Raw genomic sequence first — 13,726 nt, 5'->3', positions numbered from 1 at the left:
TCGTTCATCCAGTCTTCGGGATCGTGGGTCGTGGGGCGCCGGCCGGCCGTGACCACTGTCACAGATGTCACAGGACACGAGGGCAGACCCACCCAGAGTACCGGCCGGGCCAAGATCGCATTTCGAATAGTGTCGGTGGCGACCTGCTGTCCGCTATTCATAAAGTGGGGCAATGCGCACCGAGGACGTCCTGGCCGCGATCGCGACCGGCCTGTGGCGCTGGGACAACGCGTCCGGGATCGTCTCGCTCGACGCCGAGGCCGCCCGGCTGCTCGGGCTGCCCGCCGAGCCCGTGCGACTCACCGAGGCGGCCGTGCGGTCGCGTTTTCATCCGGTCGACTGGAACGAGATCGACGGGGTGGTCAACCTCGCCGTCGCCGAGGGCACCCTCGCCGAGGCCCGGCTGCGGATCATGGACGGGCACGGCCGGGTGATCCGTACCGTACGGAGCAGGTCGAAGCCGCTCATCGAGGGGAACGACTACCAGCTGGTCGGCACGCTCCAGGAGGTCGCCGAGCAGCTGCCGGGCACCGCGGCCCGTACGCCCATCACGGGTGACTGGCGCCGCTCCCGTGAGGCCTTCCTGCTCGACGCGGGCCGGGCGCTCGCCGAGGCCCGGTCGACGGCCGAGGTGCTGCGGGTGGCGGCCTCCCTGTCGATGCCCGGCTTCTCGCCGGACGGACTCGCCGTCTTCGGCGTGGCGGGCGAGCGGCTGACGGTGATCGGCCACCACGGGCACAGCGAGGGCGACGAGGGGCCGTTCTCGTCGATGTCGCTGGACACGGACTATCCGGCGGCGGAGGTCGTACGGACCGGGCGGGCCATCTATCTGCCGACGCCGGAGGAGTACCTGCGGCGGTTTCCCATGACCTGGCCGCTCGCGCAGCGGTTCGGGCGCCGCTCCTGGGCCTTCGTGCCGCTGGTCGTCGCCGGGCGGACGATGGGGGCCTGGATGGCGGCCTTCAAGCATCCGGTGGCGTTCACGCCCGACGAGCGTTCGGTGCTGACGACGGTCGCGCGGATGCTCGCGCAGGCCCTCGCACGCGCGGGCGTGGCCGAGTCCGAGCGCGAGCTGTCGCTCGGCCTCCAGCGCACGATGATGCCGGTCCTCGGTCCCGGCATCCCCGGCATCCAGGTCGCCGCGCGGTACGTGCCGACCGGCGGCGGGCTCCAGGTCGGCGGCGACTGGTACGACATGATCCGGCTGCCCGGCGGCTCCTCCCGCACCGGCGGGAGCGGCCCCGGACGGATCGCGCTCGTCATCGGCGACGTGCAGGGACACGACGTGCGGGCCGCCGGCCTCATGGGGCAGCTGCGGATCGCCCTGCGCGCGTACGCCTCCGAGGGCCACCGGCCGGACGCGGTCCTCTCCCGGGCCTCGCGGTTCCTGTACGGGATCACGGACGGGGACGACGAGGACCTGGGGAACGGCGGCGGGCCGCGCTTCGCGACCTGCCTCTACCTGGAGGTCGACCTGGAGACCGGGTCGGTCGACATCGCGCGGGCCGGGCATCCGGATCCGGCGGTGCGGATGAACGACGGAACGGTTCTCCTCAGGCCCACCGCCGGGGGGCTGCCGCTCGGCATCGACCCCGACACCGACTACCCCACCACCCGGCTCACGCTGGACCCCGGCGAGACCCTCATGATCTGCACCGACGGGCTCCTGGAGACCGGCGGGCACGACCTGGACACCGGCTGGGAGCGCGTACGGGCGCTCCTGGAGTCCCACGACGGCGAGGACCTGGAGGGGCTCGCCGACGCCCTCGTGGAGGCCGTCCACGGGCCCGGCTCGCACCACACGACGGGCCCGCTCGCGGACCGCCGCGAGGACGACATCGCCGTCCTGCTGCTCTCCCGCCGGCCCGCCGGGACCGTACGGGAGGCCCCCCGCCGCACCCTCATGTCGATCGCCCAGGCGGAGCCGGAACGGATCGCCGAGGCCCGCGAGCAGGTCCGGCAGCTGCTGCACGACTGGACGGACGGGGACCAGCTCGACTCGGCGGTCCTGATGGTCTCCGAGATGGTCACGAACGTCCTCGTCCACACCGACGGCGACGCGCTCCTGATCGCGGAGGTGGCGTGCGCCGAGAAGTCGCGGCGGCTGCGGGTGGAGGTCTCCGACGGGAGCGACGAGCTGCCGCACAAGCGGCACCCGGGCGAGATGGCGTCGAGCGGCCGCGGCCTGGTCCTGATGGAGATGCTCGCGGACGCGTGGGGGGTCGACCCGCGGGGCGAGGGCAAGGCGATCTGGTTCGAACTGAACGAAACGGAGTCGGAGGGCGGCTGCTGCCGCTAGCCTCCGGCGGGCAGCCCCGGTTATGGGCCCGCGCCCCGCGCCGTGTGGCCCATCGTTCCGCTGGGGCGGCGCCCACCCGCCCCCGTTGTGGCCAATCGTTCCGCTGGGGCGGTGCCCCCGCCCCCGTTGTGGGCAGGCGTTCCGCCGGGGCGGCGCCCACCCGCCCCCGTTGTGGGCAATCGTTCCGCTGGGGCGGAACGGGTGGGCACAACGGACCCGCGCCCTGCCGGCGCCAGAGGCTCCCGAGCCTGAACCCGCACCACGACGTGCGCCGCCGCTGGGGGTGCGGGTCCAGGCTCGGAACGCGGAGGCGCCGCTAGAGGGCGCCGTCCCGTGTGCCCACCCGTCCCGCCCCAGCGGGACAATTGCCCACACGGCGGTGGGCACCGCCCCGCATGGGCGCGGGCGCGCACGGGCGCCGTCCCGCGCGGCGCGGGGCCCAAACGGGCGGGGCGCCGCCTAGCGGGGCGCGGGCGCGCGCGGCGGTGGGCGTCGCCCAGCAGGGCGCGGGCGCACACGGCGGGGGCGTCGTCCCGCGCGCGGTGACCCTGCCCCCGGCGCAGACTGGTTTCGTACGCGGTCGCGCGCGGGGGACCTCGGAGTGCGCCATGGACACCCATAAGGTCGGCAGCGACACCACGGTGATCGCCGACAGTCTCGACGTGCCGGGCATCGGGCACATCCCCGTCAACGCCTACGTCCTCACCGCCGCCGAACCCGTGGTCGTCGACACCGGGCTCTCAATCGAGGACCGCGACTTCGTCGCGGCGCTCAGCGGGGTCATGGACCCGGCCGACGTCCGCTGGATCTGGCTGACCCACCCCGACCGGGACCACACCGGCGGGATCTTCGACCTGCTCGACGCCGCCCCACGCGCGCGCGTGATCACGACCTTCCTCGGCTTCGGGATCATGACGACCGAGCGGGCGCTGCCCATGGACCGGGTGTACTTCCTCAACCCGGGCCAGTCCCTCGACGTCGGCGACCGCACGCTGCACGCCTTCCGCCCGCCGCTCTTCGACAACCCGGCCACCGTCGGCTTCTACGACGACCGCACCCGGATCTGCTTCAGCTCCGACTGCTTCGGCGGCCCGATGCCGAGCGCCGAACTCGCCGAGAGCGGGCACGCGAGCGACCTCAAGCCGGAGGAGCTGCGGCAGGCACAACTGCTCTGGGCGACGCTCGACAGCCCGTGGGTGCACCTGGTGGACGCGGAGAAGTACCGGGCGACGCTCGCGCCGCTGGCCGAGATGAACCCGGAGATCGTGCTCTGCACGCATCTGCCGCCGGCCGTACGGATGACGAACCAGATGCTGGAGACGATCGCCGCCGCCCCGGACGCGGACCCGTTCGTGGGCCCCGACCAGGCGGCCCTGGAGCAGCTCCTGGCCTCGTTCGAGCCGGGCGGTCTGACCCCGGCCTAGGTCTCCCCGGCAGGCGTCCCGTACCGCGTCCGCAGCACCCCCAGGACCCCCGTCGCGGCGGCCGTCAGCGGTACGGCGAGCAGCATGCCCAGGACCCCCGCGACGGACGCCCCCGCGGTGATCGCGAGCATCACCACCGCCGGGTGCATCTGCACGGTCCGGCTCTGGACCATGGGCTGGAGGACGTTGCCCTCGATGACCTGGACGGCCAGGACGATGCCGAGCACCCACAGCGCGATGACGAAGCCGCGGTCGGCGAGGGCGACGAGGACCGCGATCGCGCCGGAGAGGAAGGCGCCGAGGTACGGGATGTAGGCGGTGACGAAGACGAGCGCGGCGAGCCCGACCGCGCCGGGCACGTCGAGCACGACCAGGCCGATGCCGATGAGGACGGCGTCGACGAGGGCGACGAGCGTCGTGCCGCGCATGAAGCCCTCGACCGCCTCGAAGGCGCGCCGCGCCATGGCCTCGACGAGGTCGCCGGTGGCGCGGGGGGCGAGGGAGCGCAGGGCGCCGGCGACCCGGTCGGAGTCCTTGAGGAAGAAGAAGATGAGGAGCAGGGCGAGGACGGCGGTGGCGAGTATCTGGCCGACGACGCTGAGCCCGCTGATGACCCCGGAGGCGGCGGTGCCGCCGAACTCCCTGAGGAGCTTCTCGGCGTTCTTGGCGAGGTCGTCGAGGGAGGTGCCGGCCGCGCCGAGGTGGTCGGCGATGTCGGAGGCGGCCTGCCGGAGCGAGGCGAGGATCTGGTCGCCGGTGTCGATGAGCGCGACGACGACGATGTACGTGGCGCCGCCGACGACCACGAGGACGGCGACGACCGTGAGCGCGGCGGCGAGCCCCTCGCGGACCTTCATCCGCAACAGGCGCCGGTAGAGCGGGCCGAGGAGGGCGGTGCCGAGGATCGCGAGGAGGACGGGGGTGACGGCCGTCTTGAAGACGACGCAGAGCCAGATGAAGACGGCGGCGACCCCGGCGGCGAGCAGCAGGACGACACACCAGGCGGCGAACCGGCGGGCGGGTTCGGGGAGGAGCGGCGCTCGGCTGGTCTGCACCTCATCACCGGACCACGCCCGTCGGCGTGTCGTCGCGCGCTGACGGGCCGTACGGGTGACGTCCCGTCAGCGACCGGGGAGAGGCGGTACGGGGCGGGTCCGAGCGCTCCGTGAGGGCAGTACGGGGCGGGGCCGGGCGCCCTGTACGGGCGGAGTCGGGCGCCCCGCACGGGCAGGGCTGGGCGCCCCGTACGAGCGGGGCCGGGCGCTCCGTACGGGCAGGGCCGGGCGCTCCGTACGGGGCGGAGCCGGCCGCCAAGTACCGCCCCGCCTCCGCCCTACCGCCCCGCCTACCTCTCGTACCGACCGCCTCCCCCGTACCGTCCCCCCGCTACTCGCCCATCCCGTGGACCGCCGGGATCGTGCCGAGGCGGCCCGCCTGGAAGTCCTCGAAGGCCTTGCGGAGTTCGGCCTGGGTGTTCATCACGAAGGGGCCGTAGTGCGCCATCGGCTCCCGGATCGGCTGCCCGCCGAGGAGGACGACCTCCAGGTCCGGGGTGTTCCCGTCCTGCTTCTCGTCCGCGCGGACGGTCAGCGCGCCGCCCTTGCCGAAGACGGCGGTCTGGCCCATGTGGATCGGCCGCCGTTCGGCACCGGCCGTGCCGCGGCCGGCGAGCACGTACGCGAGGCCGTTGAAGTCCTCGCGCCAAGGCAGGCTGATCTCGGCGCCGGGGCGCAGGGTGGCGTGGATCATCGTGATCGGGGTGTGGGTGATGCCGGGCCCCTGGTGGCCGTCGAGCTCGCCGGCGATGACGCGGAGCAGCGCGCCGCCGTCGGGGGAGGTGAGGAGCTGGACCTGGCCGCCGCGGATGTCCTGGTAGCGGGGGGCCATCATCTTGTCGCTCGCGGGCAGGTTCACCCACAGCTGGAGGCCGTGGAAGAGGCCGCCGCTGACGACGAGGGACTCCGGCGGGGCCTCGATGTGGAGGAGGCCGGAGCCGGCGGTCATCCACTGGGTGTCACCGTTGGTGATGGTGCCGCCGCCACCGTTGGAGTCCTGGTGGTCGAAGGTCCCGTCGATGATGTAGGTGACGGTCTCGAAGCCGCGGTGGGGGTGCCAGGGCGTGCCCTTGGGCTCTCCGGGCGCGTACTCCACTTCACCCATCTGGTCCATCATGATGAACGGGTCGAGGTACTGGTAGTTGATCCCGGCGAACGCGCGGCGCACCGGGAATCCCTCGCCCTCGAAGCCCGAGGGGGCCGTGGTGACGGCGAGCACGGGGCGGGCGGCGGCGTCGGCCGGGGCGGCGACGCGCGGCAGGGTGAGCGGGTTCTCGACAGTCACAGCGGGCATGACCGGACCTCCTAGGTGCGACCTTGTACGTCCATTTTAGTTGAACACTGAACTTCTTGCTACCCGGAACGCGCCTCTGTCCCGTGTCATTCCCGCGCCCCCTCCCGGACGGCCGAAAGTCACCCATCCGTCCGAGTGAGCCACGCCGCCGCACCCCCGGCCGCTCGGGCACGCTGTCCCCGCCGGGCGGACCACCCGGCACCCCGACGGCCCCTGGAGGAGCCCGTATGTCGAACTACCCGGACCACCTGAAGTACACGAAGGACCACGAGTGGGTGGAGCGGACGGGCGACAAGCGCGTCCGCGTCGGCGTCACCGACTTCGCGCAGAAGCAGCTCGGCGACATCGTCTTCGTGGACGTCCCGAGCGTGGGCCGCGACGTCGAGGCGGGAGAGCCGTTCGGCACCCTGGAGTCGGTCAAGTCGGTGAGCGAGCTGTACGCGCCCGTCTCCGGCCGGGTGGCGGTCGTGAACCCCGACCTCGAAAGCGACCCCGAGAACATCAACAGCGACGCGTACGGAGACGGCTGGATCGTCGAGATCGAGATCACCGGCACCGGCGCGCTGGACGGCCTGCTCGACGCCGCGCAGTACGAGAAGCACCTCGCCACGGACGACGAGTAGGCCCCACGAGGAACGGGCGGGCCCGGCGCCCCTCAGGGGCCGCCGGGCCCGCCCGTACGTACGTCGCGGATCCGTCAGCCGTACATCCGCCGCATCGCGAAGTCGACCATCTGCTCCACGGCCTTCGCGTCGAAGACCATGCGGTGGTCGCCCTCCATGTCGAGGACGAAGCCGTAGCCGGTCGGCAGCAGGTCGATCACCTCGGCGCCGGTGATCACGAAGTACTTCGACTCCTTGCCCGCGTACCGCCGCAGCTCCTTGAGCGAGGTGAACATCGGGATGACCGGCTGCTGGGTGTTGTGCAGGGCCAGGAAGCCGGGGTTGTCGCCGCGCGGGCAGTAGACCTTCGAGGTGGCGAAGATCTGCTGGAAGTCCTCGGCGGCCAGGGTGCCGGTCGTGAAGGCGCGTACGGCGTCCGCGAGGGAGGGCGGCGAGGGCTCCGGGTACAGCGGGGGCTGCTGCTGGGCGTACCCACCGCCGGGCATCCCGGCCTGCATGCCGCCCGGCATTCCGGCCTGCGGCGGCGCGTACTGCCCCTGCTGGGGCGGCGCGTACTGCTGCTGGGCACCCGGGTTCTGCTCGTAGCCGTACATGGGGCCAAGACTATCGAGAGGCGTTCGCGCACCTCTACACGTCGGGGCATGGAGGGTTCTCCAGGAGAAAGCGAGAGGGGGGTGGCCGCCCGCCGGCACACAGGGACGGGCGCTCGATCACGTACCGTAGCCGACCGGTTACGCATGATGCCCCGCTCGCCCGGGTTCTCCACTCTCACGTGGGCGAGTCCTCCGCCTCCCTTGACGGTGGCGATCGACGTCGCGGACGTCACGGACGTCACAGATGGCCGGATAGGGGTTGCTTCTTATTACCGGTGGGTAGCATCATCGGAGAGAGCGTGTTGCTACTCGCTGGTACGTGTACGAGGAACCTGTACGGGAACCTGCCTCCCCGAGCCTTAACGGAGCCGTCGCCATGGGGCACTACAAGTCGAATCTCCGCGACATCGAGTTCAACCTCTTCGAGGTCCTCGGCCGCGACAAGGTGTACGGCACCGGTCCGTTCGAGGAGATGGACGTCGAGACCGCCAAGAGCATCCTCGACGAGATCCGCCGTCTCGCCGAGAACGAGCTCGCGGAGTCCTTCGCCGACGCCGACCGCAACCCGCCGGTCTTCGACCCCGAGACCAACACCGCCCCGGTCCCCGCCACCTTCAAGAAGTCGTACAACGCCTTCATGGAGTCCGAGTACTGGCGCCTGGGCATCCCGGAGGAGATCGGCGGCACCGTCTCCCCGCGCTCCCTCATCTGGGCCTACGCGGAGCTCCTCCTCGGCTCGAACCCGGCCATCTGGATGTACTCCTCCGGCCCGGCCTTCGCCGGCATCCTCTACAACGAGGGCAACGAGGCGCAGAAGAAGGTCGCGCAGATCGCCGTCGAGAAGCGCTGGGGCTCCACCATGGTCCTCACCGAGCCCGACGCGGGCTCGGACGTCGGCGCCGGCCGCACCAAGGCCGTCCAGCAGGAGGACGGCTCCTGGCACATCGAGGGCGTCAAGCGCTTCATCACCTCCGGTGAGCACGACATGGAGGAGAACATCCTCCACTACGTCCTCGCCCGCCCCGAGGGTGCCGGCCCCGGCACCAAGGGCCTGAGCCTCTTCCTCGTCCCGAAGTACGAGTTCGACTGGGAGACCGGCGAGCTGGGCGCCCGCAACGGCGTCTACGCCACGAACGTCGAGCACAAGATGGGCCTCAAGGCCTCCAACACGTGCGAGATGACCTTCGGCGACCAGCACCCCGCCAAGGGCTGGCTGATCGGCGACAAGCACGACGGCATCCGCCAGATGTTCCTCATCATCGAGTTCGCCCGCATGATGGTCGGCACGAAGGCGATCTCCACCCTCTCCACGGGCTACCTCAACGCCCTGGAGTACGCCAAGGAGCGCGTCCAGGGCACCGACCTGGCCAACTTCATGGACAAGGCCGCGCCCAAGGTCACCATCACGCACCACCCCGACGTCCGCCGCTCGCTGATGACGCAGAAGGCGTACGCCGAGGGCATGCGCTCCCTCGTCCTCTACACGGCCTCCGTGCAGGACTCCATCGCGGTCAAGGAGGCGGCCGGCGAGGACGCCAAGGCCCTGCACGGCCTGAACGACCTCCTGCTCCCGATCGTGAAGGGCTACGGCTCCGAGAAGGGCTACGAGCAGCTCGCGCAGTCGCTCCAGACCTTCGGCGGCTCCGGCTTCCTCCAGGAGTACCCGATCGAGCAGTACATCCGGGACGCCAAGATCGACACCCTCTACGAGGGCACCACGGCCATCCAGGGCCAGGACTTCTTCTTCCGCAAGATCGTCCGCGACCAGGGCGCCTCCCTGAACGCGCTGTCCGAGGAGATCAAGAAGTTCCTCGCGGTCGGCACCGGCGGCGAGGAGCTGGCCGGCGCCCGCGACTCGCTCGCCAAGGCCGCCGTCGACCTGGAGGGCATCGTCGGCAAGATGATCACCGACCTCACCGCCACCGGCGAGGACGTCAAGAACATCTACAAGGTCGGCCTCAACACCACCCGCCTGCTGCTCGCCTCCGGCGACGTCGTCGTCGGCTACCTGCTGCTGAAGGGCGCGGCCGTTGCCGCCGAGAAGCTGGCCGCAGGCGCCACCGGCAAGGACGTCGCCTTCTACCAGGGCAAGATCGCGGCCGCGAAGTTCTTCGCCGCCAACATCCTGCCCGGCGTCTCCGCCGAGCGCGCGCTCGCCGAGGCCGTCGAGGGCTCGCTGATGGACCTGGACGAGGCCGCGTTCTAAGACGCACCTCGCTCCGCAGGCACGGCCCGTCCCCGGGGAGGGGGGCGGGCCGTTCTGCTGCCCGGGACGCACCCGGTTCCTCATTTCCGGGGTCTCGTATTCGAATTCCGGTCCGTGCGTAAGGTGAACCCATGAGCAGCGCAGCTTCCCGTCCCACCGCCGGCCCCTTCGACCGCGGACACACCGACGACCTCATGGCCTTCCTGACGGCCTCCCCCTCGCCGTACCACGCGGTGGCGAGCGCCGCCGAGCGGCTGGAGAAGGTCGGCTTCCGCCGCGTCGAGGAGACCGCGGCCTGGGACGGGACGGCCGGCGGGAAGTACGTGATCCGCGGCGGCGCGATCATCGCCTGGTACGTGCCGGAGGGCGCCGCCGCCCACACCCCGTACCGGATCGTCGGCGCCCACACCGACTCCCCCAACCTGCGCGTCAAGCCGCAGCCCGACATGGGCGCCCAGGGCTGGCGCCAGGTCGCCGTCGAGATCTACGGCGGGACGCTCCTCAACACCTGGCTCGACCGCGACCTCGGCCTCGCCGGCCGGCTCACCCTCCGCGACGGCAGCCACCACCTCGTCAACGTCGACCGGCCGCTGCTGCGCGTCCCGCAGCTCGCCATCCACCTCGACCGCCAGGTCAACGACGGCCTCAAGCTCGACCGCCAGCGCCACATGCAGCCCATCTGGGGCATCGGCCAGGTCCACGAGGGCGACCTCATCGACTTCGTCGCCGCCGAGGCCGGCGTCGACGCCGAGGACGTCACCGGCTGGGACCTCATGGTCCACGCCGTCGACGCGCCCGCGTACCTCGGCCGCGACCGCGAACTCCTCGCCGGACCGCGCATGGACAACCTGCTCTCCGTCCACGCCGGCGTCGCCGCGCTCGCCTCCCTCGCGGGCCGCGACGACCTCCCGTACATCCCGGTCCTCGCCGCCTTCGACCACGAGGAGAACGGCTCCGAGGCCGACACCGGCGCCCAGGGCCCCCTCCTCGGCAACGTCCTGGAGCGCTCCGTCTACGCCCGCGGCGGCTCCTACGAGGACCGGGCCCGCGCCTTCGCCGGCACCGTCTGCCTCTCCTCCGACACCGGCCACGCCGTGCACCCCAACTACGCGGAGCGCCACGACCCGACGCACCACCCGCGCGTCAACGGCGGCCCGATCCTCAAGGTGAACGTCAACCAGCGGTACGCCACCGACGGCAGCGGCCGCGCGGTCTTCGCCGCCGCCTGCGAGAAGGCGGGGGTGCCCTGGCAGTCCTTCGTCTCCAGCAACGACATGCCCTGCGGCACCACGATCGGCCCGATCACCGCGGCCCGGCACGGCATCTCGACGGTCGACATCGGCGTGGCGATCCTCTCCATGCACAGCGCCCGCGAACTCTGCGGCGCGGACGACCCGTACCTCCTGGCGAACGCGCTGGTGGCGTTCCTGGAGGGCTGACCTCCGGGTCGCGAAACATCCGCGAAAGGCCCCCGCTGACAGCGTGGCCCTCATGGAACGTCATGAGGGCCCGCCCCGGGGGAAGTTCGCCACCGTCCTCACCACCGCCGTGGTGCTCGCCACGGCGGCGGGCGGAGCCGTGATCGCGCACTACGACGAACGGCCCCCGTGGGGCACGGACATCGCCTACGAGGGCGGCTACCTCCAGGCCGTACGGATCGTGAAGTGGCGCCCCCTGCGCGACGGCGAGTGCGCCGACATGGAGCGGCAGGGGATGGGCGGCGACCGGGCCGTGCACGATCCGGCGGCCTGGGTGGAGGGGTGCCTGGACGGGGCCGCGGGGCGCCCGTCCAGGAACCAGGGGATCGTCCGCTGATCAGCCGTCCATGCCGGCGAGGATCAGCGGAAGCCGGGCGACACCCTCGGCCGTGATCTTCACCGGGACGCCCCAGTCCTGCTGGTGGACGTGGCAGGCCGGGTACTCGTTGGCCGGGTCGTCGTCGCAGGACGCGGCCATCGCGGACACGTGCAGCACGCCCTCGGTCACCTCCGGGTTCAGGTCGAGCTCGCGGAAGAGATCGGTCCCGGTCCCCTCACCGCCGAGGAGCAGCTCCGGCGGGGTCGAGGAGACCAGGAGGCGGGTCGAGGGACCGTAGCGCTCGTCCAGCTTCTGCCCGGTCGGCGCCTGGAAGACGACGTCGAGGCGGAGGCTGCCGGGGGCGACCTCGGTGGCCTCGCGCTGCGTCCGGTAGGCGGCGGACTCGACCTGGACGGCCTCCTCGGGCAGCCGCAGCCGGGTCAGCCGGTGCCGGGCGGACTCGACGACCACGATGTCGCCGCCGACGAGGACCGCGTCGCTGGGCTCGCGCAGGTCGGTGGCGAGGGTGGTGACCTCGCCGGTGGCGGGGTCGTAGCGGCGCAGGGCGTGGTTGTACGTGTCGGAGACGGCGACCGAGCCGTCGGGCAGGGCGGTCACGCCCAGCGGGTGCTGGAGCAGGGCCTGGTCGGCGGCGCCGTCGCGGTGGCCGAAGTCGAAGAGCCCGGTGCCGACGGCGGTGTGCACGACCCCCTCGGTGTCGATGTACCGCACGGCGCTGGTCTCGGAGTCGGCGATCCACAGCCGGTCCTCGGTGGCGGCGAGCCCGGAGGGCTGCGCGAACCAGGCCTCGGCGGCAGGCCCGTCGACGAGCCCCTCGTTGGTCGTCCCGGCGGCGACGTGCACGGTCCCGGTCTCGGGGTCGTACGTCCACAGCTGGTGGACACCGGCCATGGCGATCCACACCTTGCCCTGCCACCAGGCGACGTCCCACGGCGAGGAGAGGTCGACGTCGAGGGCGGGCCCGGAGGTCGGGGACCCCTGCCACCACTGCTTCCCGGTGCCGGCGACGAGCTCGATCGCACCGGTCTCCGGGTCGTACGTGCGCAGGGCGTGGTTCACGGTGTCGGCGACGACGACCTTGCCGCCGGGCAGGAGCGCGAGCCCCTGCGGCTCCCGGAAGACGCCTTCGCCGATCCGCCGCACGACGGTCTCGCCGTCCTCGGCGAGCTCGACGAGCTGGTGCCGGGTGGTGTCGGAGACGAGGAAGTTCCCGTTCTCGAGGATGACGGCCTTCCCGGGGAAGCGCAGGTCGGTCGCGACGGGCTCGGGTGCCACGTACGGCCCGTCGCCGCGGCGCAGCGTCCCCTTGGCCTCGTGCTCGGCCTCCAGCTCCTCGACGAGCGTCCGGATGGCGTTGGCGTGCCCCTCACCGGCGTGCTGGGCGACGACGTACCCCTCGGGGTCGATGACGACGAGCGTCGGCCACGCGCGCACGGCGTACTGCTTCCAGGTCGCGAGCTCCGGGTCGTCGAGCACCGGGTGGTGCACCTCGTACCGCTCGACGGCGTCGACGACGGCCTGGTGCTCGGCCTCGTGCACGAACTTCGGCGAGTGCACCCCGACGATCACGAGCGTGTCGCGGTGCTTCTCCTCCAGGTCCCGCAGCTCGTCGAGGACGTGCAGGCAGTTCACACAGCAGAACGTCCAAAAATCCAAGATCAATACGCGGCCTCGGAAGTCGGCGAGCTTCAGATCCTTCCCACCGGTGTTGATCCAGCCCCCTTTGCCGATCAGCTCGGGGGCACGGACACGGGCACGTCGGGGCGCGGGGGTGGGCGCGGAGTCGTTCATGGTTCAAGCTTGCCATCCGCACGTGAACACAGGATCACAGCGGATGGAGCGCCTGATCGGCGGCGCGCTGGCGCCGGCGTTCATGTTCCTCTTCGGGTGAGAAACCCACAGGGCCGGGCAGACATAGGCCCGTGAAATATCTCGTACGGGACAAGATCTTCGCGATCGGCGACGACTACTGGATCGAGGACGAGCAGGGCCGCCACGCCTTCCTCGTCGACGGCAAGGCGCTGCGGCTGCGCGACACCCTGGAGCTGAAGGATCCCGACGGGCGGGTCCTCGTCACCCTGCGGCAGAAGATGTTCAGCCTCCGGGACGCCATGACGATCGAGCGGGACGAGCGGCCCCTCGCGACCGTCCGCCGCAAGCGGCTCTCCCTGCTCCGCAACCACTACCGGGTGACGCTCGTCGACGGCACCGGCCTCGACGTCAGCGGGCGGATCCTGGACCGGGAGTTCACCGTCGAGTACGAGGGCGAACTCCTGGCGCACATCTCCCGGCAGTGGTTCCACGTCCGCGAGACGTACGCCGTGAACGTGGTCCGCGAGGACGCCGACGCCGCGCTGCAGATCGCGGTCGCCGTGTGCGTCATCCGGATGGCGGAACGGGAGAGGGAGGACTGA

The 13,726-nt window shown here is 71.7% G+C and carries 11 protein-coding genes; 7 read left to right on the top strand and 4 right to left on the bottom strand.

What is annotated here, in order from left to right; translation table 11 throughout:
• Positions 1-172: 172 nt before the first annotated feature.
• Together AC07AW_RS24255 and AC07AW_RS24250 are read left to right on the top strand one after the other, a co-directional pair.
• Entirely contained in the window at positions 173-2,299 is a 2,127-nt protein-coding gene (locus AC07AW_RS24255) for a SpoIIE family protein phosphatase (RefSeq protein WP_478817539.1), read from the top strand.
• Between the two features lie 608 nt (positions 2,300-2,907).
• Positions 2,908-3,723 (top strand): MBL fold metallo-hydrolase, encoded by an 816-nt coding sequence (locus AC07AW_RS24250; RefSeq protein WP_478817538.1) that lies wholly within the window; start codon positions 2,908-2,910, stop codon positions 3,721-3,723.
• Here AC07AW_RS24250 and AC07AW_RS24245 read toward each other — a convergent pair.
• Complete coding sequence (locus AC07AW_RS24245; RefSeq protein WP_478817537.1) at positions 3,720-4,778, bottom strand: AI-2E family transporter; 1,059 nt, start codon at positions 4,776-4,778, stop codon at positions 3,720-3,722. The genes AC07AW_RS24250 and AC07AW_RS24245 overlap by 4 nt on opposite strands.
• A 331-nt stretch (positions 4,779-5,109) precedes the next feature.
• Complete coding sequence (locus AC07AW_RS24240; RefSeq protein ID WP_478817536.1) at positions 5,110-6,072, bottom strand: pirin family protein; 963 nt, start codon at positions 6,070-6,072, stop codon at positions 5,110-5,112.
• A gap of 227 nt (positions 6,073-6,299) precedes the next feature.
• On the opposite strand from AC07AW_RS24240, the gene gcvH reads away from it, so the two are divergent.
• On the top strand, positions 6,300-6,695 hold the full coding sequence (gene gcvH, locus AC07AW_RS24235) for a glycine cleavage system protein GcvH (protein WP_478817535.1): 396 nt from the start codon (positions 6,300-6,302) through the stop codon (positions 6,693-6,695).
• A gap of 74 nt (positions 6,696-6,769) precedes the next feature.
• Here the strand turns inward: gcvH and AC07AW_RS24230 are convergent, their stop codons facing one another.
• Positions 6,770-7,288 carry an SseB family protein gene (locus AC07AW_RS24230; RefSeq protein WP_478817534.1) on the bottom strand — a complete coding sequence of 173 codons (519 nt, stop codon included), beginning with the start codon at positions 7,286-7,288 and terminating at the stop codon, positions 6,770-6,772.
• Positions 7,289-7,664: 376 nt separating this feature from the next.
• On the opposite strand from AC07AW_RS24230, the gene AC07AW_RS24225 reads away from it, so the two are divergent.
• The 3 genes from AC07AW_RS24225 (at position 7,665) to AC07AW_RS24215 (ending at position 11,309) form a co-directional block, all read left to right on the top strand.
• Complete coding sequence (locus tag AC07AW_RS24225) at positions 7,665-9,494, top strand: acyl-CoA dehydrogenase (protein WP_478817533.1); 1,830 nt, start codon at positions 7,665-7,667, stop codon at positions 9,492-9,494.
• Positions 9,495-9,625: 131 nt separating this feature from the next.
• Positions 9,626-10,933, top strand: a complete 1,308-nt coding sequence (locus AC07AW_RS24220; RefSeq protein ID WP_478817532.1) for a M18 family aminopeptidase — start codon at positions 9,626-9,628, stop codon at positions 10,931-10,933.
• A gap of 52 nt (positions 10,934-10,985) precedes the next feature.
• Complete coding sequence (locus AC07AW_RS24215; RefSeq protein WP_478817531.1) at positions 10,986-11,309, top strand: hypothetical protein; 324 nt, start codon at positions 10,986-10,988, stop codon at positions 11,307-11,309.
• Here the strand turns inward: AC07AW_RS24215 and AC07AW_RS24210 are convergent, their stop codons facing one another.
• Positions 11,310-13,103, bottom strand: a complete 1,794-nt coding sequence (locus AC07AW_RS24210) for an NHL domain-containing thioredoxin family protein (protein WP_478817530.1) — start codon at positions 13,101-13,103, stop codon at positions 11,310-11,312.
• A 131-nt stretch (positions 13,104-13,234) separates the two neighbouring features.
• Between AC07AW_RS24210 and AC07AW_RS24205 the strand changes: the two genes are divergently transcribed.
• Positions 13,235-13,726: an LURP-one-related/scramblase family protein gene (locus tag AC07AW_RS24205; protein WP_369145235.1), complete on the top strand. Its 492-nt coding sequence runs from the start codon at positions 13,235-13,237 to the stop codon at positions 13,724-13,726.

The organism is Streptomyces sp. NPDC044003 (assembly GCF_056435185.1).
Note: the sequence above shows the minus strand (reverse complement) of the source record. Positions and strands in the feature narration are given on the sequence as shown.

Bases quoted from the DNA above. Each gene is read 5' to 3' on its own strand.
- AC07AW_RS24225 (WP_478817533.1), top strand. From the start codon at position 7,665: ATGGGGCACTACAAGTCGAATCTCCGCGACATCGAGTTCAACCTCTTC.
- AC07AW_RS24210 (WP_478817530.1), bottom strand. From the start codon at position 13,103: ATGAACGACTCCGCGCCCACCCCCGCGCCCCGACGTGCCCGTGTCCGT.
- AC07AW_RS24255 (WP_478817539.1), top strand. From the start codon at position 173: ATGCGCACCGAGGACGTCCTGGCCGCGATCGCGACCGGCCTGTGGCGC.
- AC07AW_RS24230 (WP_478817534.1), bottom strand. From the start codon at position 7,288: ATGTACGGCTACGAGCAGAACCCGGGTGCCCAGCAGCAGTACGCGCCG.
- AC07AW_RS24240 (WP_478817536.1), bottom strand. From the start codon at position 6,072: ATGCCCGCTGTGACTGTCGAGAACCCGCTCACCCTGCCGCGCGTCGCC.
- AC07AW_RS24220 (WP_478817532.1), top strand. From the start codon at position 9,626: ATGAGCAGCGCAGCTTCCCGTCCCACCGCCGGCCCCTTCGACCGCGGA.
- AC07AW_RS24215 (WP_478817531.1), top strand. From the start codon at position 10,986: ATGGAACGTCATGAGGGCCCGCCCCGGGGGAAGTTCGCCACCGTCCTC.
- gcvH (WP_478817535.1), top strand. From the start codon at position 6,300: ATGTCGAACTACCCGGACCACCTGAAGTACACGAAGGACCACGAGTGG.
- AC07AW_RS24250 (WP_478817538.1), top strand. From the start codon at position 2,908: ATGGACACCCATAAGGTCGGCAGCGACACCACGGTGATCGCCGACAGT.